19 protein-coding genes, 1 tRNA gene and 1 pseudogene are annotated in these 26410 nt (G+C 45.1%); 7 read left to right on the top strand and 14 right to left on the bottom strand.

From position 1 onward, the window contains the following. The first annotated feature begins 187 nt into the window (after positions 1 to 187). A tRNA-Arg gene (locus QUB10_RS20780) sits at positions 188 to 260 on the top strand. Between the two features lie 66 nt (positions 261 to 326). On the opposite strand, the gene QUB10_RS20775 is transcribed toward QUB10_RS20780, so the two are convergent. The 8 genes from QUB10_RS20775 to QUB10_RS20740 all read right to left on the bottom strand — a co-directional run bounded on the left by QUB10_RS20775 (position 327) and on the right by QUB10_RS20740 (position 7403). Continuing rightward, positions 327 to 491: a hypothetical protein gene (locus QUB10_RS20775; protein WP_333205154.1), complete on the bottom strand. Its 165-nt coding sequence runs from the start codon at positions 489 to 491 to the stop codon at positions 327 to 329. A gap of 71 nt (positions 492 to 562) precedes the next feature. Further along, positions 563 to 2170, bottom strand: coding sequence for a diguanylate cyclase domain-containing protein (locus QUB10_RS20770; protein ID WP_333205152.1), 1608 nt, complete (start codon positions 2168 to 2170; stop codon positions 563 to 565). 14 nt (positions 2171 to 2184) lie between these two features. Further along, positions 2185 to 3072 (bottom strand): alpha/beta hydrolase, encoded by an 888-nt coding sequence (locus tag QUB10_RS20765; RefSeq protein ID WP_333205150.1) that lies wholly within the window; start codon positions 3070 to 3072, stop codon positions 2185 to 2187. Positions 3073 to 3164: 92 nt separating this feature from the next. Beyond that, positions 3165 to 3473 carry an EAL domain-containing protein gene (locus QUB10_RS20760; RefSeq protein ID WP_333205207.1) on the bottom strand — a complete coding sequence of 103 codons (309 nt, stop codon included), beginning with the start codon at positions 3471 to 3473 and terminating at the stop codon, positions 3165 to 3167. Between the two features lie 581 nt (positions 3474 to 4054). Continuing rightward, positions 4055 to 5617 (bottom strand): circadian clock protein KaiC, encoded by a 1563-nt coding sequence (gene kaiC, locus QUB10_RS20755; protein WP_333056794.1) that lies wholly within the window; start codon positions 5615 to 5617, stop codon positions 4055 to 4057. A gap of 53 nt (positions 5618 to 5670) precedes the next feature. Then, complete coding sequence (locus QUB10_RS20750; protein ID WP_333205148.1) at positions 5671 to 5820, bottom strand: hypothetical protein; 150 nt, start codon at positions 5818 to 5820, stop codon at positions 5671 to 5673. Between the two features lie 144 nt (positions 5821 to 5964). Continuing rightward, entirely contained in the window at positions 5965 to 6279 is a 315-nt protein-coding gene (gene kaiB / locus QUB10_RS20745) for a circadian clock protein KaiB (RefSeq protein WP_006632119.1), read from the bottom strand. A 188-nt stretch (positions 6280 to 6467) separates the two neighbouring features. Continuing rightward, positions 6468 to 7403 carry a circadian clock protein KaiA gene (locus QUB10_RS20740; protein ID WP_333205146.1) on the bottom strand — a complete coding sequence of 312 codons (936 nt, stop codon included), beginning with the start codon at positions 7401 to 7403 and terminating at the stop codon, positions 6468 to 6470. A 396-nt stretch (positions 7404 to 7799) separates the two neighbouring features. Here QUB10_RS20740 and QUB10_RS20735 point away from each other — a divergent pair, with 396 nt between their 5' ends. From QUB10_RS20735 to QUB10_RS20715, 5 genes are all read left to right on the top strand, one after another. Beyond that, complete coding sequence (locus QUB10_RS20735; RefSeq protein ID WP_333205144.1) at positions 7800 to 11060, top strand: ATP-binding protein; 3261 nt, start codon at positions 7800 to 7802, stop codon at positions 11058 to 11060. A gap of 357 nt (positions 11061 to 11417) precedes the next feature. Continuing rightward, entirely contained in the window at positions 11418 to 12299 is an 882-nt protein-coding gene (locus tag QUB10_RS20730) for a tetratricopeptide repeat protein (RefSeq protein WP_445300783.1), read from the top strand. 235 nt (positions 12300 to 12534) lie between these two features. After that, positions 12535 to 13728 (top strand): glutathione S-transferase family protein, encoded by a 1194-nt coding sequence (locus QUB10_RS20725; protein ID WP_333205140.1) that lies wholly within the window; start codon positions 12535 to 12537, stop codon positions 13726 to 13728. 111 nt (positions 13729 to 13839) lie between these two features. Beyond that, on the top strand, positions 13840 to 14070 hold the full coding sequence (locus QUB10_RS20720) for a ribbon-helix-helix domain-containing protein (RefSeq protein ID WP_333205138.1): 231 nt from the start codon (positions 13840 to 13842) through the stop codon (positions 14068 to 14070). Beyond that, on the top strand, positions 14025 to 14381 hold the full coding sequence (locus QUB10_RS20715; RefSeq protein WP_333205136.1) for a type II toxin-antitoxin system PemK/MazF family toxin: 357 nt from the start codon (positions 14025 to 14027) through the stop codon (positions 14379 to 14381). Before QUB10_RS20720 ends, QUB10_RS20715 begins: the two co-directional genes overlap by 46 nt. 153 nt (positions 14382 to 14534) lie before the next feature. On the opposite strand, the gene QUB10_RS20710 is transcribed toward QUB10_RS20715, so the two are convergent. The 6 genes and pseudogenes from QUB10_RS20710 to QUB10_RS20685 form a co-directional block, all read right to left on the bottom strand. Then, positions 14535 to 17249, bottom strand: a complete 2715-nt coding sequence (locus tag QUB10_RS20710; RefSeq protein WP_333205134.1) for a DEAD/DEAH box helicase family protein — start codon at positions 17247 to 17249, stop codon at positions 14535 to 14537. Next, positions 17239 to 18867, bottom strand: a complete 1629-nt coding sequence (locus tag QUB10_RS20705; RefSeq protein WP_333205132.1) for a site-specific DNA-methyltransferase — start codon at positions 18865 to 18867, stop codon at positions 17239 to 17241. The genes QUB10_RS20710 and QUB10_RS20705 overlap by 11 nt, the downstream gene beginning before the upstream one ends. 45 nt (positions 18868 to 18912) lie before the next feature. Then, a pseudogene (locus QUB10_RS20700) lies at positions 18913 to 20292 on the bottom strand (AIPR family protein). A 378-nt stretch (positions 20293 to 20670) separates the two neighbouring features. Further along, positions 20671 to 23079, bottom strand: coding sequence for an EF-hand domain-containing protein (locus QUB10_RS20695; protein ID WP_445300830.1), 2409 nt, complete (start codon positions 23077 to 23079; stop codon positions 20671 to 20673). Positions 23080 to 23358: 279 nt separating this feature from the next. Then, positions 23359 to 24009, bottom strand: coding sequence for an RNA ligase family protein (locus QUB10_RS20690; protein WP_333205128.1), 651 nt, complete (start codon positions 24007 to 24009; stop codon positions 23359 to 23361). Between the two features lie 138 nt (positions 24010 to 24147). Next, the gene (locus tag QUB10_RS20685) at positions 24148 to 25389 is read right to left on the bottom strand and encodes an HhoA/HhoB/HtrA family serine endopeptidase (protein WP_333205126.1); all 1242 of its coding nucleotides are present in this window, start codon (positions 25387 to 25389) and stop codon (positions 24148 to 24150) included. 188 nt (positions 25390 to 25577) lie between these two features. Between QUB10_RS20685 and QUB10_RS20680 the strand changes: the two genes are divergently transcribed. Next, a complete protein-coding gene (locus QUB10_RS20680) occupies positions 25578 to 25931 on the top strand; it encodes a metal-sensitive transcriptional regulator (RefSeq protein ID WP_333205205.1) in 354 nt (117 codons plus the stop codon). Positions 25932 to 26410: the final 479 nt, after the last annotated feature.

Below are 26410 nucleotides of genomic sequence, written 5' to 3'. Positions count from 1 at the left end.
CCCCATTGTCGTATTATTTTGATAATTTAGGTAGAATTTTTAGTCCCTGGCTTCGAGAACTACCTAATAAACGCGATCGCGGGGCCGAGTTCAACCCCGGTAGGCCAAGCGATTTGGAGGCCGGCTAGGAAATTTGCGATCGGCACTCGCCATTTTCCGCAAGACGTGTTATACTTCAGAAAGTCGAGGGCACGTAGCTCAGTGGATAGAGCATCAGGTTCCGGTCCTGAGGGTCGGGGGTTCAAATCCCTCCGTGCTCATTTTATATGTCTTTTGTGGAGTAAGGGTTTCAGGTTAATTTTATTACCGATAGTCCTATTTTCCGCTCAAATTTCGCTCCCATCTGTTCCAAGTATCTCCAAAACCACCTCCATGTCTGGCAAGTTTGCCCCGGACTTTTTGCGTCTGGCTTTTAACTGCTTGAGCAGGTCGGCTGGCTCTGGAAATTCTGCGACGGTCGGAGCCGAGTTTTCCAATAGCTCCGTGCTCATGTAGATTTATAGAATGACTGATTTTGAGAGACCGGGGACAAATTTTTGTCCTCGGCCTCAATTATTGTGATTTAAGCGTCAGTGTCAAAAATTGAATCGCCACTGTACTCGCAGGTCGCGGACTGATTGCGCCCCTGTTGCTTGGCACGGTAGAGTGAACGATCGGCGATCGCAATCAAGTCAGCCGATGATAGTTCCGAAATCGGAATCAAGTTGGCGATACCCATACTAATAGTAACTACATCGCTCACATCAGAGGTTTTGTGAGGAATATGTAAAGCTTGAATAGCAGCGTGAATCCGTTGGGCCACCGAACTCGCTCCATCAAGATCTGTATTAGGCAAAATGATGGCAAATTCTTCTCCGCCGTAACGCGCCACTAAATCCGCCGGACGGTACACCACCTCTTGCACCGTCTGAGCAAGTTTGAACAGACAACTATCCCCCATTTGATGACCGTAGGAATCATTATAACGTTTGAAATAATCCACATCAAATAACAAAAGAGAAATAGGTTTTTTTTCCCGGTATAGCCGCTGCCATTCATGCTCTAAGCGGTCATTAAAACAGCGACGATTAGCAATTTGAGTCAACCCATCAATATTTACCACTTGTTCTAAGAGATGAGTAGCGCGGGCTAGTTCTTCGTTAGAGAGTGCCAGTTGTTGATTAATTTCTCTCATCCGCGCTTGAGCCTGCTGCCTTTCTGCCAATTCCTTCTGCAACTTATGAAAAATATCCGCTTGTTTAATGGCGATCGCTAACTGATTAGCAATCTGTTTAACAAGGTCAACTTCAAATTCTTCCCATTGCCGAGGCGCAGAACATTGATGAATACATAACAACCCCCACAAATCTTGTCCATTGAGCAACGGCGCAACTAAATTAGCCCGAACCGGAAATTGTTTCCAAAGAGCGCGGTAACAGTGTTGAAGGTCAATCTTATTGATATTTTCAACTACCTGCATTCTCCCTTCTTGATATGAATCAGGATATTGTTCACCACCACACGAGTCGTTAAATAGATTTCTGCTTACCAATTTACATCCTTCGCCTACGGATTCTGAAACAAACTCACCATATCCAAACTTACTGTCAGGATCGAACTTAAATATGCCGACGCGCTCGGCATCAAGAAACAAGCGAATCTCCTGCGAAGCAATCTCAAAAATTGTAGACAAATCAAGAGATTGACGGATGTGTTGAGTAATTTCTTGAAGTAATATCGCCTTGTCATACTGTTTCCGCAGGGCGATTTCCGCTTGCTTTTGGGCGAGAATAGCTGCCTCTGCTGCTTTTTTTGCTTTAATAATTTCACCTTCGTATAGGATACGCTGGCGGATACAGATCAAGATGCAATTGTTGACGAAGCTTCCTCCTTTCTCCCGACGCACAGCGTTGATCAGCATCGGTATATCACTACCCTCCTTCGACCTTAATGAGAAGTAAATTTCCTCTACTTTACCGTGGAGCTTCAACAGGGGGAAGAAATGGGTTTGATAGAAAATCCGGCTGGCCATTGGCAGAATGGACTCCATCTTCTGTCCCCGCAGTTCATCGGTTTCGTATCCGAGTAATTGCAGTAATGTGGCGTTGACCATTACGATCGTACCATCGTCAGCAAACGAGAGGAATCCACAGGGTGACGTGTTCAGTAGCTCGTCTATCTGGTAGGTCATGTTTGCCATACAAATCAGGTAGTATGAGGTACACTCAAATACTCCTTAATCATCTCGATCGTCTCTTGTGGATGACTCAGGTGCGGGCAATGTCCCGTAGCTTTCATCAGCCGTAGCGTACTTTTAGGTAGGTGGCGCTGAAGGTAATGCCCTACCTCGGTGGGAGCAATCACATCATCAGCGCATTGCAATATCAGTGTAGGTACTGATGCCTTGGGTAAATCACTGCGATTGTCAGAGTAAAAAGTTACCTCGGCAAAGCGACTTGCAATCACCGGATCGGTAGAGCAAAAACTTGTCTCAAGTTCCTCACTTAGCTCAGGACGATCCTGATTCTGCATCACCATTGGCGCCAGAAAGCTTGCCCAACCAATGTAATTTTTCTCCATGATATCGAGGAGATCCTCAATATCTTTGCGCTCAAACCCTCCGTAATAATTTGGTAAATCATTGATGTAGCAGGGTGAAGGCCCTACGAAAATCAGGCGATTAAAGTAATTAGGAGCTTGAATTGAGGACAGAAGGCCGATCATACTGCTGACAGAATGGCCTACAAAAATCACATCAGTCAACGCCAATTCTTCACAGATATCGAGGACATCCTGAACATAGCCATTGATGTGGCTGTACCGTTCAGGACTGTAGGCACTAATATCAGACTTTCCCGAACCTACATAATCAAATAGGATGATTTTGTAGTCCTTATCGAAGGCCGGTGTTACGAAACGCCACATATTTTGATCGCACCCAAATCCATGAGCAAACATCATCGTCTGGGTGCCTTGTCCAAACACTTTTATATTATTCCGTAAGAAAATTTTTTTAGTCATTTGAGCGACACGAGCATTAAATTGATTATAAGACTTTTGCGCGCTTTCATGAGGGAGGATTGCTGATCCCACATAGTGGTAGACAACAATTCAGGATGTGGGATTTATGGAATGGCAACCTCAGCAATGGCAGGCTTCCTCAACATATAACGCTGCCCGATTTCCTAGGCGATCGCTTGTAACGATTCCCATTTCGCTGGGGCTTCCATTCCTTCAGCAATTGTGCTCAGATTTAAGCCATGTGTGATTACAACTATGGGTTTGTGAAGTCCGCGATCGCTCGGAGCGCTGGCTAAATCGCGGACAAATGAGCGAGCAATTTTGAGCGACTTCACCGGAAAATTTTTCAGGTTATTAAAAGCAGCATAGCCAGTCCCAAAATCATCGACAAAAATCCCAATACCATGCTTTGATAATTTGCTCAAAACATGGTATGTAATGTCAACATTAAGCATCATTACAGTTTCCGTAATCTGTAGCTATAGATATTTCGGCTTCATCTCGGTGCGATCGAGGATGCGATCGCTCTTAGCGATTAAAGTCTGTTTGCTGATTTGACGTGCCGACAGATTCACCGCGATATTAGGAAGAATTAGTCCTGCTGCTAGCCACTGCTGATATTGCCAGCAAGCTTGCTCTAAAATCCATTTGCTCTTCGGGCCACATCAATCCAGTTTTTTCGGCGAGGGGAATACATCGATGGCGATGAATCCAACCTAGTTCAGGAGAATACACTCCTACTATAACTTTAACACCAGCAAGGCTACCTGTTTGCCAATCGAGCTGAGGTCGATCGTACAGCTATTGGCTTTCCAAGCACAATTCAAGAGATTTGCGATCGCCAAGGTATTGGATTTGACCCAAGGTATTGTTGCTGTGTAACAACTCTAGGTATTGGGATCGATAGGCAATAAAAGCTCATATTTCAGCAATTAAGAACCTGCCAAACATTGTCGCGGTTGCTATAAATGTTCACAAACTCCTCAAATTAAAAAAGTTGGGTTTCCTAGCTCAACCCAACCTACTTTTAGCAACGATGAATTACTGCTAACTCTCAAATATCCTCATCGTCTTGACCTTGAACACCCTGGAGAATCCGCGATAGCTCACTCTTCTCATTAATCGTAATCCGAGTCGGAGAACCGCTGATAATCCGTTCGTAACCACGGAACGAATCTTTAATTTGTGGGCCTCTTTCAGTAATTGTGTATTCCCGAATTCCTTTATCGTGCCAGGAACCGCGCATCTTAAACACATTAATTGCCCGCGACATTTCTCCTCGAATCTCTACATACTGCAGCATAATAATCGTGTCAGTAATCGTAGAAATATGGGAGTCCGTAATCGAATTAGAACCCATAAACTGGTCGCTTGTATTCGTAAAAAAGCCAGTAATTTCTTCCTGCTTCGCAAAACCTGTCACTCCGATCACAAATTGCCTGAAAGCATTATTGCTGACACCCCTAGCTAAAGCCGACAGCGAGTCTATAGCAATTCTAGAAGGTTTGAACTCCGCAATTTCTGATTTAATAGTCTGCAAGTGGTCTTCCAAACCAGCAGATTCCGGGTAAGTACACAGCAGCTTCAGCATTCCTTTCTGTTCCATTTCCTCAAAATCAATGCCCCAAGAATAAGCATTGCGGAACAACTGAGCCCGGGACTCTTCATAGGCAAACAGCAGCGCCCGATTGCCGTTCATACAAGCATTCTGCAAGAACTTGCTCACCAACAGCGTTTTGCCGGTTCCCGTTGCACCCGTAGCCAAAATAATCGAGTCTTTGAAGAAGCCGCCACCGCACATCTCGTCGAGAGTTTTATCGCCCGAAGAAACCCGCACGTTGGAAGACTTTTGAGTTAATCGCATCGCCCCTAATGGGAAAATATTAATTCCGTCATTAGTCATAGTAAAAGGATATTCGCCCTTCATATGAGTTGTACCGCGCAACTTCAAAATTTCGATGGTGCGGCGGCGGCGTTCTCCTTCCAATACGTTACGAACAATCACCACATTATCCGACACAAACTCTTCCACTCCAAACCGAGCCACCGGGCCGTATTCTTCCACCCGTTCCGTCGTCATAACTGTAGTTGCTCCGACTTGTTTGAGGCGCGCAACTAAGCGAAAAATTTCTCGGCGCACCACCGATGCAGCATCGTACTGCTGAAATACGGCGGTAACAGAATCTATTGAAACCCGCTTGGCTTTGTACTTGCGAATGGCGTACTGAATTCGCTCGATTAAGGCTGATAAATCAAAATTTCCTACGATATCTTGACCTTCTGGATCGGGGGAAGCGTCCAAAATAAATAGCTTGCCTTCCTCGATTAATTGTGCCAGATCCCAACCGAAACTGCAAGCATTTTTAATAATATCTGTCGGAGATTCTTCAAAAGTTACGAACACTCCAGCTTCGTCAAAATGGGTAATTCCATTATAGAGAAATTGTACGGCAAATAAAGTTTTTCCCGTTCCTGATGTGCCGCTGACTAGGGTGGTTCTGCCGATGGGCATTCCGCCGTGACTGATGTCATCGAAACCCTCAATCATCGTGCGAATTTTTTCAACTCCTGCCGTTACCAATCCTTCTCGTTTAACCGTTTGACTAATTTCATTCATGTCGATTTTTGTCAACTCTCAGTATTCTTTAGTTGTCACTCATTAACCGCCGATCATGAGTCTTTGTACCCAGCTTTTAGTTTTGGCTCTTGCTCAATAACTAATGACTGCTGAATGCTGACTAATGACCCCGCCCAAAAACCGATACCGTGCCACGTACTCCTGTCGTGGAAAGATAGAAATTTTAGAGTTTTGTTCCACATCCCAGATTCATCTGTTGAGTAAATCTCAAATCTAAAATCGTTCGACGCTCGCGCGACTCGACGCTTCGACGCTCGCGCGAGCCGAACGTTTCACGCCCAACCGAAGTCTCAAATCTAAAATCGACTGACTCTTACCTGATTATCTTATGAATTCAGGTCTTCTTCGCGAAGTTCTTCATAGAGCAAATCTAATCCTATCAGAACTTTCTCACGATCGGACAAATCGCCAATAATTTTTCGCACCGGCGGCGGCAGGATTTTGGCCAGCGTCGGGGTTGCCAATATTTTGTCCTCTTCTGCTAGCTGAGGGTTTTTGAGAACATCTATGACTTTCAGCGCGTAGACACCTTGAAATTCTTGTTCTAGGATGTCCTTTAGGGTTTTCAAAGCTCGGACTGAGTTGGGAGTATTCCCCGCAACGTATAGCTTCAGAACGTAGGTTTTCTTCAGAGGACTCATGAACTTTTTTAAATGTTGAGTATTAGTTGTCAGATGTTAGTTGTAGTTGTTATTTGTCTTAAATCCGCTGTTCTTTGTTATTTTATAATAATTTCAGCCTAGCGCTCGCGCGGCCGTTTGTCGGCTCCTTTATTTTTTGTTAGATTCTACCTTCTACCTTTTCTTTCTTCAATTATGCCGAATCCCTTCTACATTCTACCTTGAGATGTCTCTTTCGGAATCGATCGCCGATACATTTCGCACATATGAGCGATCGCGTCAATCAGAGTCAAGCGGTAATCGAGCAATATTTCCTCGCTGCGCCCTTCTATTTTTAGCTGTTTAGCAAACTCGTCCATCAATTCCATGTGAATTTCCACAATTTGAGTCACGGGAACGTCAGCAAAAAAAGCCAAATTCACAAATTCATCTATTTGATTGTTGACCGCAGTATCTTGAGAAAAATAATTCAAAACGATGTCGCGATAACTTGACTTGAGTTGCTCCAAAAACTTTTGCTTCTCGGTTGCCGACAGATTTTTCAAAAAAATCTGGGAATTTCTTTTATAATACACACCTAAGTATCCTAATCGCTCCCGTAATTTTTCCGCCAGCCGCCGCTGCTGTCGGCTGAGCAAACTTTGAGCAGTCAATTGGGCTGTCGCATCGACCGTTACGGATTGGTAGTTGACAGGAACCGGAGTTGAAAGCTTCAGAAATTGTGCGATCGCCCGATCAATACCGGCAGCTATTTCGCTCGCTCGATCGATTGCCAGTTGCACCTCAGCAGGGTGATAAAAAAAAGCACAGCTTTCGTCTTGACTCTTGTTGGCGGTACTGGCTGCGGCCTCAAAACCATCTGAATAGGGTGCTTCGGATCTTCCATCTACGTGCGCGTGAGCCGAAAAAATCACAGCAGGCAAAAAGATAGATCGTTCTTGCAGCTTGCCCAGAAGCGATCGCAGATCCCCATCCACCTCCAAAACCAAACAATCAAGGTGATAATTGTGCTTAAGGAACCCCAAAAGCTCCACTGCCGACTTAATGTGCGTTAAAGCATAGCGTTCGCCTCTCAAAAGCTCGATCGCAGAGGCTGCGATTTCCTCAGAGCGGACAAAAATACCGATAGACAGTTGAGGAAGCAAAGCTGTAGGTGCACCACCTAAGTTGCCTGAAAGTGCTGGATCGCTCAGAGTTGATATCTCCTTTACAAAAAACTTAACATTTTAACAATCATCTCAACATTTATTTTAACCAATCTTAACCGCAAAATAAGTGATGTGCTTCTACCAGAGGAAGAATCAAAGTGTACTCCTTGGTGTTGGTGTCAAGCACCCTGAGCGTGATTTCTGCAATTAAGCTTAAGCCTTAAAATAATTGCTAGTCGCCTCAAATCAGGCGTAGGCATCGAACTCCCCCGTCTCGGTGCGGATACCGAGCCTGATAGCGAACTGATATAAAACAAATAAGATACAGAAATTCGCAGCTACATTGAGCATCAAAAATATTACTGCTCTCCCGAGCAGACTCTCAGGTTTGTTATGCCACTCACCACCCCCAGTCTCAAAAATTTTATCGAGCCAGTGCCGCTGTGCCTCCAAACGGGTGCGCTAGAATCGCTGCAGTCAATTTTCAGCTCCTGCAACTGCGATCGAGTCGCTGTAGTCAACGAACAGCTACAGCCGCTGGGATTAGTTTACCTCCGCAGCCTTTGGGCCCGCGCGGCCGATCGCACAAACGACGGGCAGCAACCTTTGTCAGAAAGCTTGATCGCGATCGAACCAGTCAGGGCATTACCTGCTGCTATGAGCGTCAGCGAATTCTGGCAGTACCTGCAAACAGACGAACTGAACATCCCAGCCCGGCAAAACAGCCAAACTGCGGGCATTTCATCAAACAACCCGATCGCCCTCACAGATGCCAGTGGTCAATTTTTAGGAATGCTAGACAGCCTGAGCCTGCTGCAATTCGCCGCACTCAACAGCAGCTCGCTCTGCAGCCTCACAGAGCAGGGAACAGCAGTCAAAGAAATCGAATTAAAAAAACCAATTTCCGAAGCCATCGCCACGGCCCTAGGCGCTCAAGTGCGCTTTCTAGAAGCAGGATTGAAACCTTCGGAAAACCTGAACTCCCTAGTGGAACTGTTGGAAAAACTGCCCCTGCCCCTGAGATTGCAAACCCCTACCGCACAAATAGTCAGCCAAAACGCAGCGTGGCGGATTTTGCTGGGAGCAGGCCCAGAACCAGTTCCAGAACCAGCAGCAAATTTGGGTAAACACTCGCCCCGCAAACCAAGCAATTTAACAAGCGAATACAAGAGCGTGCAGTTTGAGGCCATCACCAAAGACTGCAGGAGCCTAGTAGGAGCAAGTCGATCGGGCGATTCCCTGCGGGATAGCTTCGCCGCGCGTGATTCAACAGCAGCCACCAGTTGCCCGCTGCCCTTGTACGCTGCAGCCTCCCCCTCAACATTAACCGCTCCAGCTTGGTGTCCCACCGCCGGCAAACCAGACACCTACATTTGCGAGTGCCCCGTACAAAAAGGCCAAGAACGGATCTGGCAATTTGTCAAACAGCCGCTCTCAGACCAGCTAATTTTAGTAATGGGACAAGATGTCACCGAAGAACATTTAGTCGCCAAAGAACTAGCAGCGAAAAACGCAGATTTAATCCACCTCAACCGACTAAAAGACGAATTTTTATCCTGCATCAGCCACGAACTAAAAACCCCACTCACCGCCGTCCTCGGTTTGTCCAGCCTCCTCAAAGATAAATTGATCGGAGAACTCAACGATCGCCAAACACGCTACGCCAAACTAATCCATAAAAGCGGGCGGCATTTGATGACAATTGTTAACGATATATTAGACTTGACCCGGATGGAAACCGGGCAGCTAGAACTAATTCCCGAAGCAGTCGAAATAGCATCAACCTGCCAAAGAGCCTTTGAACAAGCAAAACAACTGCAACAGCAAGAAGAAAAAAACCCTCCCGCCCCCAGCAAAACGGACGGTACAGCAAACGCAGAACCCTCAGCCCAAATAGAATTTACACTCGAAATAGAACCGGAACTGAGCCACTTAATTGCCGACGAACTGCGACTGCGGCAAATGCTGGTTAACCTCCTTTCCAATGCCCTAAAATTCACCGAACTCGGCGGCAAAATCGGATTGAAAGTAAATGTTTGGGAAGGCTGGATCGCATTCACAGTTTGGGACACTGGCATCGGCATCCCCGCCGACAAACAGCACCTAATCTTTCAGAAATTCCAACAGCTAGAAAGCCCCCTCACCAGGCGCTTTCAAGGAACCGGACTGGGACTGGTACTAACTCAACGCCTAGCTCGGCTCCACGGCGGAGACGTTTCGTTTATTTCCTCCGAAAACCAAGGCTCTCAATTTACCCTGCTGCTGCCACCAACTCCTCCGGGAAACAACAGTGAAGAAGTCTCGACACCGGGAACCGCTGAGGAAGAATTATTAAAACCCCAATATCCGATTCTGACCGCCAATTCTCGCTCTCGTTTAGTATTAATAGTCGAAGCAGTTCCCAAATATATCGAAGATTTAACCAACGTCATCTCAGGTTTGGGCTACCAAGTAATAGTCGCCCGTTCCGGCACCGAAGCGTTGGAAAAAGCCCGCAGGTTTAGTCCAGAAGCGATTTTCCTCAACCCGCTGCTGCCACTGCTGTCGGGTTGGGACGTGCTGACGCTGCTCAAGAGCGACCCAGATACCCGATCGATTCCGGCGATCGTCACGGCCACCAGAGGCGAAAAAGAACGGGCCAGTGTCAACAGAGCCGAAGGCTTTTTGAGCTTGCCGGTGGAAGAACCCGCTTTGCGGAGGCTGCTGGCAGACTTGATCGGTCACAGTAATGCCAGTACCAGCAAAGTGAGGAGTTCTTTAACCGTATTGTGGCTCAGCCCGCAAAACAGTTCCTCTCAAGGTTCCGCTTTACTGCTCAACCCCAACTACTGCCGGGTTTTAGAAGCAGACGACCTCGACCAAGCAGAACTCGTGGCCAGAATTTGGCGACCCGATGCGATCGTCTTGGATGGTACAAGTCAACTGCAAAACCCCTTAGCTTTTATCGAACAGTTAAGTCGGTCTCGCAATTTGGGTTCTCTCCCCTTGGTGACTTTAGACCCTCGAACTACCCAACTGGCAAATCAAGTCAAAGGATTGTCGGTATTTCCCTGTTTAGCCACTAGCAGTCCCGACGACAGTGAAACTTCACCAACCGGGTTAATGCCAAGTGCTTTGTGGCAAGTGATTCAAGTTGCTGCGGGCATGAGTTGGAAGCCCAGCATTTTATTTGCCGACATTTCGACTTTACCGGATTTGCACTCCTCTTCTGGGGGGAACCCGACGGGAGAATTGGAACATTGCGCTCGATCGACCGCGGCCGAGATTCCCCTCCCCAATTCCCAGTTTTCTACTCCCAACTTTCAAGCTTTGATTCAGTACGTCCACACCGCAGGATTTCGAGGGTCGATCGCTCCCTTTTGGACAGAAGTTTTGCAGCAGTTGCAATATCAAAGCGTTGACTTAGTTTTGCTGTGTTTGCGAGATGCGCCCTCAGAATCAACCGCTATGCTGCAGGCGCTATCGAACTTGCGCCAAATGGCAGTAAAACTGCCAATTTTAGTCTGGGATTATCGGTCTGCTGTAAATTCGGAATCCGAGGCGATCGACTTTCTCCTGCAAGAAGTATCTGCCAAAATTTTGCCTTCTTCCTTATCTGCAGCACAATTGTTAGACAAAATTCAACAGGCTTTATTAACTCACTCAAGTTCTTGAAAATGAAGGATTTACCAGGTTTGTAGTGCGGAATTAACTCGTTTATAAATCAGTAAAAATAAACTATTATTATGAGCTAAAACATAATTTTGTAGAGCTTTAACTGACAACCGCGAAGCCTTATTTATTAACTGATTCAAGTTGCTAATAACTCAGAAGTTTGCCTAGTGGTAGTGAGGTAATCAGTCGTGTCTAAAACAGTGAATAAAAACGACAAGCCTGAATGTAAACATAATTTGAGAAATATTTAAATGAAAACCCCGAAGTGTGCCGAGTCAAGAAGCAATATCAAAACTCAAAAATATGAGTTATTATAGGCGATCGAGAAACCCTTATATTTTTTTCTGGGGCTGTACAGTGCCTAATCGCATTCCTTTACTATCTCTGGTGCTCGCACTCGGTTTGTGGACAATGCCCAAACCAGTTGTCGCACAGGCACTCCTGCCTTACACCCTGCAAATCGACTCAGCCCAGCTCGACCAAACGGCCTTGAGCCTTGCAGAAGAAGCCGTCCAGCTAGCCAGACTGCAGCAGTACCAACTAGCGGTACCTAGAGCCGAACTCGCCACACAGTTAGCCCCCAAAAATGCTCAAACTTGGACTTTGTTAGGTAGCTTGTACCTTCAAGTCGAGCAGTTTGACAAAGGCATTGAAGCTTTGGGACAAGCTCAATCTCTGTCACCAGAAAATCCATCAATTAAATTTGTCTTGGGAGAAGCTTACTTTCGGAAAGCGAACTACGAGAAAGCAGTTGAATATTTGCAAGCAGGATTAAAACTCAAACCAGACACTCCAGGTGCATTATTTGATTTAGGCAATGCTTTTTATAAGCTGAAGCGGTTTGATCAGGCGATCGCCCAATATGAAAAAGCCTTTGCTTTAGAAAAAAACCTGTGGCCTGCTGTCAACAATATCGGATTAGTCAAATACGAAATGGGAGATGCCAATGGCGCTATCAAACGCTGGGAACAGGCGATCGCGATCGACGACAAAGCAGCAGAAGCAATGCTAGCTCTAGCAGTAGCATTCTACACCAAAGGTGACAAAGAAAAAGGATTAGCGATGGGAGAAGCAGCTCTGAAACTTGACAAACGCTATGCTACCGTAGAATATCTCAAAGAAAACCTCTGGGGCGATCGTTTAATCGCAGATACCCAAAAGTTGCTAGCCACTCCTGAAATGAAAGCAGCACTGACTAAAATTCAAGACGCGCCACCCCCTCCCCAACTGTCGCCTTAATTGTAGTTAAGTTTGTAGTGAGGACTTCAGTCCTCAAAGCCTTTTTTAACTGATAACCAACTATATTATTCAGGAGTAAAACCAAAAAATAGTTGAATACTTTATGGGTAGCGTTAAGGTGCGCGCACAGCGCACCCTACAGATACAGTTGTTGCGTAAGTTTTATTATTGCCACGAAGCAGTCGCTGTCTTCAATTCTCCAATCTAAAATCTAAAATCTAAAATCTAAAATCGCATGACCCCACTAAGCTGGACAGAATTAGAAGCCCTTACAGACTTTCAAGTCGATCGCACAAACGGCCCCACCAACGCTCAATCCCGCTTGCGCCTGTTTGGTAAAACCGAATCCGATGTGCGAGTCATCCTGTACCGCGATAACCATGCTTGGTGTCCCTACTGCCAAAAAATCTGGTTGTGGCTGGAAGAAAAACAAATCCCCTACCGCATTGAGAAAGTTACTATGTTCTGCTATGGGGAAAAAGAAAGCTGGTACAAGCGCAAAGTGCCATCGGGAATGCTACCGGCGATCGAACTAGACGGCCGCATCATCACCGAAAGCGATGACATTTTAATCGCCCTCGAACGAGTCTACGGCCCCTTGGGTTTGGGCATGGAAAACCCGGCAGTAATACCCATGCGGCGGTTAGAGCGACTGCTATTTAGAGCCTGGTGCTCTTGGCTGTGCTACCCAGCAAGTTCAGCCAAAGTAGAACAGCACAACCGCAACCAATTTATCAGCGTCGTCGCCCAGGTAGAAAAGGCCCTGGCTAGCACTCCGGGGCCTTATTTCCTCGATGAATTTGGCACTGCAGATGTCATCTTTACGCCTTACGTCGAACGGATGAATGCCAGTCTTTACTACTACAAAGGCTACTCGATGCGGGAAGAAAACCCGCGCTTTGCTGACTGGTTTGCGGCGATGGAAACCCGCCCTACCTATCGCGGCACTCAGAGCGATTTTCACACCCACGTCCACGATTTACCACCTCAGATGGGCGGGTGTTATGAAAACGGCGAACCTCAGATGCTACTCAATAAAGCCCGCGTGGATAATGGGCCTTGGGCTGGACTGCCGGATGTGATGTATCCAGAACCGGAAACCTCCCGCGCTGAAGCACTTCATCGCGTCATTAAGCACCACCGCAACATCGTTCGAGTCAATCCTGCTGATGACAACTTATTTGATGAGGCTTTGCGTTGTGCTTTAACTTTGATGATGACTGGCGAAGTTTGTACGCCGCCGGCTGGTTCTGATGCGGCTTTGCGGTATTTGCGCGATCGGGTGAATGTGCCCCGGGATATGTCGATCTACGCGGCCAAGCGGCTGAGGGAAGCCTTGGAGGAAACGGCGGCTTTGGTGGGTGATGGCCAAGGTTCTCCGATTCTGCTGAAGCATCGGCGAGATCAAGATCCGGCTAATTTTGTGTAGGGGGCGATCGGAATCAGACGGAATGGGCGTTGCTGCTGCTCTACTTCATAAGTTTGCTATCTGCTCGATATTTCTGCTACCATTGGTAGTATTAAAAGTGGCATAAATAATATGAAAGTATCTATCTCTTTGCCAGATGAGCTAGTGCGTTACATTGACGATCGTGTAGAAAATCGCAGTCGGCTAATTGAGCTTTTATTGCAAGCGTGGCGCAAACAACAAGAACAGCAGGCAATGGTAGAAGCCTGTTTATTGCTGGATGAACTGAGCGATCAATTAACCGATGAGGATGAAGCATGGCAGCAAGCAGCGATTACCGACTGGGAAGCATCTGGCTCGTGAATTTCGATCCCTCAGTTGGTACAGAAATCCGCAAGACTCGACCAGCAGTAATTATTTCAGGAACTGCTTTTAATCAACGCAGCAAGGTAACTGTTCTACCCATCACTTCTGCTGTTCCCAACGAGGGTTTACGAGCTGTTGTTTTGCCTGTGATTCCTTCGACTCTCAATGGTCTGAGTACCGAGAGTTTTATCGTGTGCGTCGATCCGATGACGTTTGATAAACGCAGACTTGTGCGCTGTCTTGGGCAATTGGAGTTGCAACAAATACAAGAAATTCAACTGATTTTAGCTCGATATTTAGAACTTTAAGAGTAGGGGAAGGCCAAAGCTGGAGGGTTAAAAATATAGCATCAAGTAATCAAGGATTTCTGGATAGTTGAAATATTTTCCTAGATTTCGCCATTTGGCATCGGTTGGTAGCATGGCTAGTGATTACTTTTTAGAGCCCGATCGCCCCTGAAATTAACCCTTAGTAGTGGCGGTATAGCGATCGCTTAGTTTTTGGAGTGTCATATTTTCTTTGATCTCATCATGGGGAATTAAGACATATTTCCAAGGTTTGCCACCGTGCTTTAGCATATAGTCCGAAGCATATTGACACCATTGAACTGCGACATCTTTCTTAGCAAGCACTTGAGGATTGTCAATTTCATTTCGAGCTTTTGGTTCCAGCATATAGATAACTTCTTCTGTTTCAGCCACAAAATCTGGTTGATATTCTGAATATTTTCCATGCCATTTGTAATAAAGCTGAAATTGTCCTTTTGCGGGTTTAAACCATTTGATTGCATCCCGTTCTAAAATCAGTGCTAGTATTCTTTCTGCTTCCGATTCAAATTTCTGTTCTCGATAGAGGCATTTGGAGAAGCCTGTAAACAGATATTTGGACATATTGCTTTTGTCTCGTGGCGAAGATTGATAATCAAGGCAATTCTTAGCATTTTTAGTGTAGGCGCTCTCTTTTAGGGCTGTAAAGCCTTTACTGATTTCGACTTCATAACCTGTTGTTTCTTCCCAGAAATTTGGCTGCATTTCGCTATGGACAAAATTGGCAATTTCCCTTTGGTAAAAGCGTAAAACTTTGTGTGTATCTTCTTCGGATAAGTAGGTCATAAAATGACTAAGAACTTGACCCGCAAGGTCATAGAGTAAATCAGCGTGTTCGTCATAGGCAATATCATCGAAGTTGACTAAATTTTTGACAATATAGTTTTCTAGCCGTGATTCTTCAAAGTTTTCTTTGATAATTCCCATAAATTCAACTTTATTCGTTGTTAGCGATTGAATGTGTAATTCTTCTTGGGAGGGAACGGGATAATTTAAGCCTGTGATATCTAGGGCAAAAGACCTGAAACCCGATCGCACTTGCCCTTTAGGAATAACAAGAATCTTAGGAATATTGATGGTTTGCTGGATCACTAATTTCGTTGTTTTCGCCACGATCGCTTCAATATCTGGAGGGGCTATTATACCTTCAAGTTCCATTTGTGCGGGTTGATATTCTCTAGCTACGGCTTCGCGCACCCTTCCCTGAACTTTTGGGGATGCAAGATGGGCGGTGGTTGGGACTTCTTCGGGGCGGCTTTCAAGCTTTAGGATTTCTTGGTATGTAAGCTGTGCAATCTTTTGTTCTATAGGTGATTGAAATAGGGATTGTTGAATATTTTGGGGTTCGCTTGCAGGTAAATTATCAGGTAAATTAATGGGTGGTTCGGTGTGAAGTCCTAGATTTTGGGCTAGTTGCGATCGCGAAATTACTGTTTGTGTCTTTTGCTGTAAGTCTTCATCTGTGAGGATAATTTGTTTCAGGCGGATTTGGGATTCTGGGCGCTTTGCTTCATCGACAATTTCTTGAAACTTGTCATGGGCGACGATATTTAGGCGATCGACAATTTCTACACCTGTACGCATTCCATAGGGCAAACGCAAGCCCCTTCCAATAGATTGCTCGATCAGGATTTTAGAATTTGCGGCTCTCAGAGGGACAATTGTATAGAGGTTGGTGACATCCCAACCTTCTTTGAGCATATTTACATGGATAACTATTTCAGTAGGTTCATCGGTATGTTCTACTTTCAGCAATCGCTCTACCATTTCATCTTCTTGAGCGCCCGTTTTACTAGAATCAACTTGAATAACTTTATGTTTATAATTTCCTTCGGAAAATTCATCAGATTGAATGAGTTCCATGAGTTTTGAGGCGTGGGTAGTGTCACGGGCAATCACTAACAAAAAGGGTTTAACAATTTGTTTTCCAGTTTGAATAGCATAGGTTTCTAATTCAGCTTTAATATTTTCATGGAGATAGATGCCGTCTTCTAGTTTAAGACGCTCGATCGCGTCTGGTGACATTGCCCTAGGGTTAAAATCTTTGCGGGTGACGACTGCTGGATCTTTAATAAATCCATCGGTTATGGCACGTCCGAGGGGATAGTCATAGATGACATTTTTGAAGGCTAGTGAACCTTTATTGGTTTCGATAAAGGGTGTGGCGGTAAGTTCTAGCCCCATTAATGGTTTTAATTCATTAATAGCGCGAACTCCTGCTGATGCGCGATATCGGTGCGATTCATCCATTAGAATTACGAGGTCTTTTAATTGAGACAAGTAATCAAAATAGCTTTCGCCAATATATTCGGATAGTCGTTTGATTTTGGGGCTTTTACCGCCGCGTACTTCCGAGTTAATTTTTGAGATATTGAAAATATTAATTTTGCATGAAATTTGTTGATCTAAGATCGTTCGCGCATTCATTTCATAGTTGTCACCTGTGATGATGACTGGTGGAGAGAGCGCAAATTCAGAGATACCCGTAAATACATACTTTGAGGTGTTGGGCGTGAAATCGGTAATTAGTTTGTTATAAATGGTCAGGTTTGGGGCAAGGATAAAGAAGTTTTTAATGTTATATGCTAGGTATAAGTAACTAATAAAAGCGCCCATGAGTCGAGTTTTACCAACACCTGTGGCTAGGGCAAAACATAGGGATGGAAAGTCGCGCTCGAAGTCAGTAAACGTTGGGAATTCTTTTTTGATGGCAACTAAACTTGTTTCTCTATCTATGATGTCTGGGAGGGATAAGAGTTTACAAATGCGATGGAGAATTTCTAATGATTGGCGCTGGGGATGGCGCAGACTGAGACGATTAGAAATATTATTAACCAGTTTATTTATCATAGGTATCCATGTCAAATAGTGTTAATTGTCCGAACTTTGGGGGTGCTTTTGGCAAGTTTTCAATTTTTAGGCTGTAATCGTCATGTCCCCATTCACACCGTGAAAGGATTTGTTTAGGAATTTTTTTAACGGTGAGGTTTGGGAATATGTCGGTTTGGCCTCGAAAGGCGGTACATAAAACAAGTAGCGTGCGCTCTTGTCCTACTTCGTCTGCAAGTTTGGATAGTTGCTCGTGACTGAGGTTTTGGGTGGTGACATAGATAAAGTCACTTTCGGTGGAATAGCCATGTTGCCAATAGAAGGTGTCTGATGGTGCGTAGGTAAAACCTTCGATTTTGCAGAGTGCTTCGGCAAGCATCGCGGCGTTATAGGTTTTGTTGATCACCCAATTATCCCATTTGTCTTTTTCTAGTAGGGATGGTGCGAGACGATAGTAACGGAATCCACCGCCACCTTTCCAGTTAACTGCTTTAGTAATTCCCCCTTGATCTTCGCCATCAATTACTTTTTTGAGTCGGGGAATGATATGGGTATGACAATGTTCGCCGAGTTCAATCATGATCCAGCGTCTTCCCATTTTCTGCGCGACTGCGCCTGTTGTTCCTGATCCTGCAAAGGAATCAAGAACAATATCTCCAAAATTAGATGCGAGCGTAATAATACGGTTAATTAAAAATTCAGGTTTAGGTGTTGCAAAAACATTGTCTTCTGCTGGAAATAGTGCCTTAATCTCTTTTTTCCCGTCTTCATTTTTTGCTACATCAGATGCCCACCATGTAGTTGGTACAAGTCCGCCACGAATTTCTGATAAGAATCTCTTGCGTCGTGGCATTGCATCACCATTTGCTCCAAAGTAAATCCGTTTGTCCTCCACTAATTGATTAAAGTTCTCTTTAGGAATAGACCAACTTCTCCCACGAGCAGGTAAAACCTCTCGTCCAGAAGGTAGCTTGATTGGATAGTAGTCATGCTCACGATACTCACGCCTTGTTAAATCGCTGCTAGTCCACAAACCACGTGGATCATCATCGGGATTCTGATATCGTGCATCCTGTTCGTCAGTTCGGGGGAGACGATTGATAGTGCATTTCGCTATATCTTTAGCAATAACAAGTACATGATCGTAGGTTGCTGACAAAAAATTGGCATCACTATCAGGAGAAATTCTTTTTTGCCACGCAATATCTGCAATAAAATTTCTTCGCCCAAAAATCTCGTCACACATCACTTTTAAATAATGCGCTTCATTATCATCAATTGTGATCCATAAAGAACCATCATTAGATAATAAATTACGCAAAATCTCTAAACGGTCGCGCATTAAACCAAGCCAGAGAGAATGTTCAATTCCATCATCATAATGTTCAAAAGCTGAGCCTGTATTATATGGCGGATCAATAAAAACACACTTAACTTTTCCTGTAAACTCTGACTCCAAAGCCTTGAGAGCCAACAAATTATCACCAAAAATTAAGCGATTATCAAAAATATCATTTTCACTCACCTGATGAGCAGCATGATAAGATATTTCTGGATCTTCCAACAAAATTCGCGGCTCCAGCTTGGGGCGAATATCCTTACCAATCCAGGTTAATTCTAGTCTCTGCTTCTTATTCATAATTAATATCTATCTCACAAGTTAAACTGTAGGTATATTCGGATTTTAAGCCTGAGCATCCCTGCGATCTAACTCCTGCATCACTTCACTCGTTAAAGGCATAACATCTGTGATATTCCTAAAAATAGCAAGATATCCCTTGTTGTCACTAGCAAAGTTCGATTCAGCAACAGTGTAAACAACCTCAGCAAGCTCTAACCCAATTCGTGAAAGTTGCATTTTATCATCTTCAGACAAATAAACTTCATGCTTATTCAGCAAACGTTTATAGCGTCTTGCAAGAATATCTAGAATAAAAAATCTACCGTGCTTATAAAACTTCTTTTGTTGACCTGTTGCAGCATTTTCTGAAGCCGAAAAAATTTCATCCAGATATTGAAAGATTCGCACATAACGACAAAGCGTAACTCCTGAAATCCCATCACTAAACAATATATCATAATAACGCTTATAAAGCTGACTAATTTCTCTTTTTGCTGCAACCACAATTTCCGTATCACCGCTAAAACAAGCAAGGGCAACTGCCGCCTGTTCAATCGTAATCGCATCCTGACTCCGCTCCGCCGATGGTCGATATTCATAAACAATATTCGATACCATACATTCCTGTCGCAAACGTTCTTGATTGGAATCTAACGCAGCAAAATAAACATCGCGCACAGCATTTTGCGTATTTCTTGCCCCAGTAATTTTTGCGCCAATATTATCAGTCTCCGTCCCCACTTCAATAATTGTAACTAATAACTTTGCATCAGCAGATATTGAACCATTAGCATTATAAACAGAAGCGATCGCTCCTACCGTTTGCGCGCCATTTACGACGGAAAAATCTTTTAAAGTAAATTGAGTTTATTCCTGTTTATGTCCCGATGGCAGACTAATTGCCGAACAAGTAATCGTCAGACCATTGTTGAGATAAAATAGTTCAGATGGTTGCTCTTTAACAGTTTCCGCCATCGCTAAGTTAACATCCTCTGCACCTAGGTAATAACGGATATTTTTCTCAAAAAGCGACTTATTATGCTGTTGATATAAAGATGCCAGTTCCGAAGCCTTAACCAATCCATAAAATGCCCTACGCGGCCGATCTAAACAATGCCAGTTTTCCAAAGTCAAGACTACATCAACAGGGGCGATCGCTTGTTTTGCTGTCAACCAACCATGTGTTATGCTAATATTTAAATCTTGCCATTCAAAACGTGGATCGAACTGATTCAGTTCAGTTTTTAACTGATCGAGATCCGTAATCACATGAGAGCTAAGGCTTTTATCAAGATATATATTACAGCCAACTATTTTTACGCCGTTAGTATTTAAAGCATCTTCAACATCTTGCTGCAACCGCGCTAAGCCATCATTAAATTTCTGAAAACGTTGATGGACTAAATCTCTAATCCCATCACAAAATTTTTTATTATCACCCATATTTGGAGCATTCCCAGCCTTAGCCTGCACCAACAAAAGCAAATTTTTCATCCGATCGAAATAAATGGCATCAATCCCATTATCATTTTCCCCATTGACAATTGAGTTAGCCGCTTGAGCAGGGGTAAGATCGGCAAGATTGGCGATCGCAAATGCAGCCAAAGAACGACTCAATCGATTTTTTTCATGTTGCTCTGGTGTCCAGTTCCTCTGAAGCGGCGCGGTCATTTGAAAATAATCCTGCTTTAGTACCTCAATGATTTGAGTCTTTTTGGCATGGGTATTCGGCTTAGGCATTGAGCGATCGTTAATATTTTAATTTTTTGTAGGAGCGGTAAAAAGTTAAGCTTAAAAACTTAACTTTTTACTCACTAATATCTAAGCAACCTCTACAAACACACCGCTGCGAGCAAACTCCTCTTCTTCAGGACTAAAGACGGGAGCTTGATCGACAAGATCAGGGTCAAAGTAATATGTCTCTTGTAGGAATTGTCCCGTGACGATCGCCTCCTCCAACTCCTTGATGTAATCTTGGGCAACTAAGCAAGCCTCCTTGATACCTTCCTCATCCCTCTTATCCAACAGCTTTTGCAAAGTTGCTCTCACCCCTGTCAGTCGTGCCGCAGGCTTGAGCATACCGTAGAGGCGGTACATCCGATCGGTGGCAATGCTAATGTGTTTGAGGGCCTTGGCTCGTGCTAGCTCAGAGTCAATGCTGGGCCAATAACGAGTGGTATAAAATGCTTTCTCATCCTTGTGATACCACTCCTCCGATCGCGCAATTGACGAAGAGACAGTATTGTGCAGCTTCCAGAAGAATAAGCGCAGGGAAGCGCCATCTACTACCGTGGACAGCTTCGCCTCCATTGATACCTCAAAGTCATTCAGACGCGGGTCGCGCCCAAGCACAAGGTACTCTACAGGGTACATTTCCACCTCTTTATTCTGCACGACGTAGGCGTTGAGGTGGTGGCGGCAGTAGGGGCAGGGATACATAGTGGCAAACAGCTTGAAGAAGTCCTTGAAGATTGCCACCAGAGTTTTTTGCTGTTGGGGGGTTTTGGTAGAGACGATTTCAGCCGTAGTGTGGAAGAAACGCCACACCGCAGGGCCAATATAGTAAGGGAAGCTGACGCGCATTTGTGAATTCTTTATTTCACTGCGATCGATATAAACGTCAATGAACGATACATATTGCGAGAGTTCGCCAGACTCGCGCCCAAACTCCAAGCGTTCGCGCCGTTTCTGTACCCCATTCAGGTAGTTGTGCGTCAAGCGCCATGCCTGTTTGAGCATTAGCTTTTGTTTTGGAGCGCATTTGGGAAAGCTTTCTACAACATCCGCCCCATAGCGCCCAAATTCCCCTGACGCCTTGGTAGCTTCGTACCACTGGTTTAAAGCCACTTCGTCAGGCACCGTGTTCAAGGGGATGTCTGCTGCTGTGCTGACGCTGAAGGCAGCCAAAAGCTTCGGCATAAAGTCTTCATACCAATATGCCACTGGCATCATCGCACCATCGATTTCCTCTGAGGCATCCGAGAGGATGACGCGGTTCCACTTCTTCAGGTACTCTTTGGGATCTCCTTCAGATTTGGCTGGTGGCGGTGCCATTTCCTCACTCAGTTCCATTTTTCTCAATCGGTTGAGTTCGTTGATGGCAAGCACACCCTCCGCGATGTCACGCAAGTTGAGACTTTTCTTCTTGATGGTGATGGCAAACTCGACTCCCGCGGCAAACTTTTCCTTGGCAGTTGCAGACTTACCCCGCGCCTCCAACATGGCTTTTTGTTCAGCCAACATTTCTGGAGTTTTTTCTATAGTCTTCCAGTTTTTGATGCGATCTTGCAGTCGGGCATATTCATCTTCGATCGACTTCACTACTGCATCCAGTAAAGGGTTGCACGCCGACTCTACTACACCCAATCCTTTATAAAGCGCGATCGCAGTCCTGACAAATTGCACAAAATCAACGATTCTGTATGGCAAGTTTCTCACGCGCAGGTGAGTCTCGTGGTTTGCGGAAAAACTCTCGCGGAAACTGCGGTAGGCTGCTCCCTGGATCAGACGAAACAAACCAATCTGCATCTGCAAGCGGGAGGTACCGCGCTTGCTCTCAGCTTGTGGGTGTTGCGCGAGTAGTTCTTTTAGCCGCGCTATTTCTGGATTGCTATCGGTGGGTGCTTCTTGTAAATTAGGTTCAATAGTGGCAGAAGCTGCCTCATTGATAGCAGTTGCTGTAGTTGCGATCGCAGCCGCTGTACTATCTGAAACCTCCGTTGTCTGTGTACTGACAATCGGAACCGGCGAGTCTTGATATCCTGTTGTGATCTCTGACTCATCGGGTACCAGTTTGCAGAATTCCTTAAAGTCAATTGAGGCATCGCCGTCATGATCTACCTCTTTAATGATCTCATCGAGTTCTTGCTCTGTCAGCCCAAACTGGCTCATCACGCCGTGCAGCTCGTCTCTGGTGATTTGACCGCTACCGTTTTCATCAAATACACTAAATGCCATTTTGAGACGACTCTGGCGATCGCCCTGCTGGGACACCATCAGCATTTTGAATTCCTCAAAATCGATACTGCCCGACAAGTCTACGTCCACTTCCTTGATCATGTCGCGCAACTCGGTTTCGTTAGGACTCTGGCCTAGCGATCGCATCACTTGACCCAGTTCTTCTGATGAAATAGCACCGCTCCCGTCCGCGTCAAATACTTTAAAAGCTTCCCATAACTTTACCACCTCTTCTTCAGTCATGGCTTTTTTTTCAAGCTGCACAGATGTCATCACTAAATCCTCCCTGATTTTTTTATTGGCTGTCTATTGATTAAGCTGTTCGGCATTTAAAAGACGATAGTAGGGTGCGTCAGTACAGAAGTGTTTCCCAAGTCCTGTAAGTGTTCACTCCTGACGCACCATACAAGCCTCGTTAGTGCTTTAAATGCTCCACAGCTTACGACCAATATACTTTAATTCCTGATGACTTACGCAACGATATTGTCAAATCCAAGGGGATTGCCGATATCTCCCACTTTGGCTTGTGACAGTTGATCTATCAGTTTGATATTACTCCCAGTAATTTTCCCAATCATCCTTAAAAACTTCCTGTAATCTCTGCATATACGCATCAGTCTTAATCTTCACCATCCACAGATTATTAGCATTGCGGCCTCCCTTGCACACAACACCTTCATCCACACCGTATTTTCCGTGGCGAATATCATCCATAAACTTGCCCGTCAGTTTGCCGCGATAAATCACTCGCGCAATATTTAATTTACCAAAATCCTGAATAAACCGATCGGGAACAACCATACCGCGATCGGTTTCCACATCAAAAAGCACCAATTGTTTGCGATCGTCCTTTTGGTGCATTCCCGCAAACGAGCTAGCACCAAAAAACTCTGTAAACACAGTAATTTCCGCACAGTGATACTGTTCATTTTCTCGAAAGATAGACTCTAACGGACTAGCAAAGTCTCTCTTAAATATTTCAGGTGCTGCTTCTAAACCTGGATGTGCAGCGTTAAATTCTGCAATTCCCATCTCATCCAAATCAAATCTACTGCGGCGCGTACCAAAAGCATACCAACCAAGTTCAACTTCCCAAACCCAATGCAAATTAGTACCATCGTACTTCTCGAAAGCTATACATTGTTCATGAGGGCAATTTTTACTATCGGGAATTTTGGGATAGGCAAGTTGAACTCGTGTCATATAGAGGAAGGAAGTTCGGCAACGGATTCTGTAACGGATGTAACGGATGTAACGGATGTAACGGATGTCAGTCCGAGGGAAGTCGGAAGAAGGAAGAAGGAAAGGGTTTCTAACAGTTTCCCCCCTTCCCCTTATTCCCTAAAAATCCCTCAATTGAGCAGTTTGAACCGCAAGTTCTTTAATCAGGACACCGCGGCGCACCTTCAGTTTTAGAATTTGACCGATTTTGCTGTTTTCCACCAAATTTTGCAACTGTTCGGGTTCAGTCACTCCCTCGCCGTCAATTTGAACGATGACATCTCCCTTGCGAATCCCTGCTTCCTCAGCAGGCGTATTTGGCACAACTCGCATCACTAACACCCCTTTCACTTCCGGCACAATTAAAGGAGCATTGGGGTCAGAATTATTCTCTCTGGCCATTTCAGGAGTCACAGCAATCATCTGAATCCCCAAAAACGGATGGCTGACTTGTTCTCCCTTGGCTAACTGCGCGTAGATGGCCTTGGCTTTGTCGATCGGAATCGCAAACCCAATACCCATTGCATCAGCTCGAATCGCCGTGTTGATGCCAATCACTTCTCCTCTGCTGTTTAACAGCGGGCCACCGGAATTGCCGGGATTGATGGCGGCGTCGGTTTGAATGAAATCGAGCCGCTTGTCGGGAATGCCGACGGCTGCACTGGATCGTTTGAGGGTGCTGATAATGCCCAAGGTGACGGTGTTGTCAAATCCCAGGGGGTTCCCCACGGCGATCGCCCAATCTCCCACTTTCACCGCGTCGGAATCTCCTAGCGTTGCCACGGGCAAGTTAACTTCCTTGGTATTAATTTTGACAACAGCCAAATCTGTTACTTCGTCAGTACCTTGCACTTCTCCTGGAAATGTCCTGCCGTCGTTTAAGGTGACAGTCACTCGATCGGCTTTGTCAACTACGTGAGCATTGGTTAAAACAATCCCGCTTTTGTCGATGATGAAGCCGGAACCTTGACCGCGTAAGCGTTCTTGTCTGGGGGTCATGCTGCGTAAATCTTCTCCCAAAAATCTGCGGAAGAATGGGTCTTCCATTAAGGGGTCGAGGTTGCGACTGACAGTGCGCTCGGTATCAATGCGGACAACTGCTGGCCCGACTCGATCGACAGCCGCTGTCACAAAACTTCCGGTATCCCCTGGGAGTTCAGGACTCCGCAGCGCTAACAGTTGCGGATTCGCGGCGGTGGCTGGGAAACTCTGGAACTGTAAGTTGGGCGGAGTGGTGCCATCAGCGGCAGCGGGTGCAGGAGTGATTGTTAACGCACTCAGGGCGATCGTCATTGCTAAAATTAGGGCGAACCAACGAGCACCGGTTCGAGGTGCGGGCCGAAAAAACTTAAATAGTCGCATAGCGTCAATCTTTGTTAGTCTGGGTTAGTCTGGTAAGGGTGTGCGATCGTGCGGACTCAATAATCTGCCACTATGAAGATCCTAAATATATTTTGACAGTTACAATACATGAGTCATGAGACCGCACCAACTCAACATATTCTGAATTCTAACTTTTTCTAACTTTTAAAATGGCCCTCGTAACCCCGATGATTATATCTGATACTTCTACTGACAAATCCTTGCCTTCAAATTCCCACCACCATCACGACGATGAATCAGTCCACCCTCACCATCACGATGAAGAATCCATGCGGCGGCTGGTAAATCGCTTGTCTCGGATTGAGGGACACGTCCGCGGCATTAAAACAATGGTGCAAGAAAACCGTCCCTGTCCCGAAGTTCTCGTGCAAGTTGCTGCAGTTCGAGGCGCGCTCGATCGCGTAGCGAGAATCATTCTTGACGAACACTTAACCGAGTGCATTGCCCGAGCCGCTAAAGAAGGTAATATCGATACGGAAATCGAAGAGTTGAAAGCGGCTTTGGATCGATTTTTGGCTTAGCCGCTGCCAATTTTCACATCCCTATCACCAAAGCTGCAAATTAGACAAAACTTCCAAGTTATGATTTCTGGCGCATTTTTTAAGCATCTTTCACAAACGCGGGAAAAGCATCAAATCTTCTCCCCTTCACCCCATTGCCACAACATACAATTTATATGCTCCGCAGTTTATGAGAGCGAGTTTTGTTAAAAAAGAATTAGTCCGGTTTGTCGTGATGACCAAGAATTTCAAAGGTGGTACTCGCCACGTAATTTATCCGTGGAATCAATCCAAAATCTCAAATCTAAAATCCTCAAGAAAGAGCATTTATCTCGCGCAAGTCAATCTAAAATCTAAAATCTAAAATCTAAAATCTAAAATCGATTGACGCAACTCCTCAAAAGCTTCAAAAGCTGACGGCAAACAATTAGATAATCGATGCTTAGGAATGAGAATTAAATAACTTGCACTCTTGAAAGTGGGATGGGCGTCCCGCCCGT

The organism is Microcoleus sp. B5-D4, assembly GCF_036705145.1.
GTDB lineage: Bacteria > Cyanobacteriota > Cyanobacteriia > Cyanobacteriales > Microcoleaceae > Microcoleus.
Note: the sequence above shows the minus strand (reverse complement) of the source record. Positions and strands in the feature narration are given on the sequence as shown.

Coding starts and splice junctions, on each gene's coding strand:
- QUB10_RS20775 (WP_333205154.1), bottom strand. CDS start 491: ATGAGCACGGAGCTATTGGAAAACTCGGCTCCGACCGTCGCAGAATTT.
- QUB10_RS20770 (WP_333205152.1), bottom strand. CDS start 2,170: ATGACCTACCAGATAGACGAGCTACTGAACACGTCACCCTGTGGATTC.
- kaiC (WP_333056794.1), bottom strand. CDS start 5,617: ATGAATGAAATTAGTCAAACGGTTAAACGAGAAGGATTGGTAACGGCA.
- QUB10_RS20750 (WP_333205148.1), bottom strand. CDS start 5,820: ATGTGGAACAAAACTCTAAAATTTCTATCTTTCCACGACAGGAGTACG.
- kaiB (WP_006632119.1), bottom strand. CDS start 6,279: ATGAGTCCTCTGAAGAAAACCTACGTTCTGAAGCTATACGTTGCGGGG.
- QUB10_RS20735 (WP_333205144.1), top strand. CDS start 7,800: ATGCCACTCACCACCCCCAGTCTCAAAAATTTTATCGAGCCAGTGCCG.
- QUB10_RS20725 (WP_333205140.1), top strand. CDS start 12,535: ATGACCCCACTAAGCTGGACAGAATTAGAAGCCCTTACAGACTTTCAA.
- QUB10_RS20720 (WP_333205138.1), top strand. CDS start 13,840: ATGAAAGTATCTATCTCTTTGCCAGATGAGCTAGTGCGTTACATTGAC.
- QUB10_RS20715 (WP_333205136.1), top strand. CDS start 14,025: ATGGCAGCAAGCAGCGATTACCGACTGGGAAGCATCTGGCTCGTGAAT.
- QUB10_RS20710 (WP_333205134.1), bottom strand. CDS start 17,249: ATGATAAATAAACTGGTTAATAATATTTCTAATCGTCTCAGTCTGCGC.
- QUB10_RS20705 (WP_333205132.1), bottom strand. CDS start 18,867: ATGAATAAGAAGCAGAGACTAGAATTAACCTGGATTGGTAAGGATATT.
- QUB10_RS20695 (WP_445300830.1), bottom strand. CDS start 23,079: ATGACATCTGTGCAGCTTGAAAAAAAAGCCATGACTGAAGAAGAGGTG.
- QUB10_RS20690 (WP_333205128.1), bottom strand. CDS start 24,009: ATGACACGAGTTCAACTTGCCTATCCCAAAATTCCCGATAGTAAAAAT.
- QUB10_RS20685 (WP_333205126.1), bottom strand. CDS start 25,389: ATGCGACTATTTAAGTTTTTTCGGCCCGCACCTCGAACCGGTGCTCGT.
- QUB10_RS20680 (WP_333205205.1), top strand. CDS start 25,578: ATGATTATATCTGATACTTCTACTGACAAATCCTTGCCTTCAAATTCC.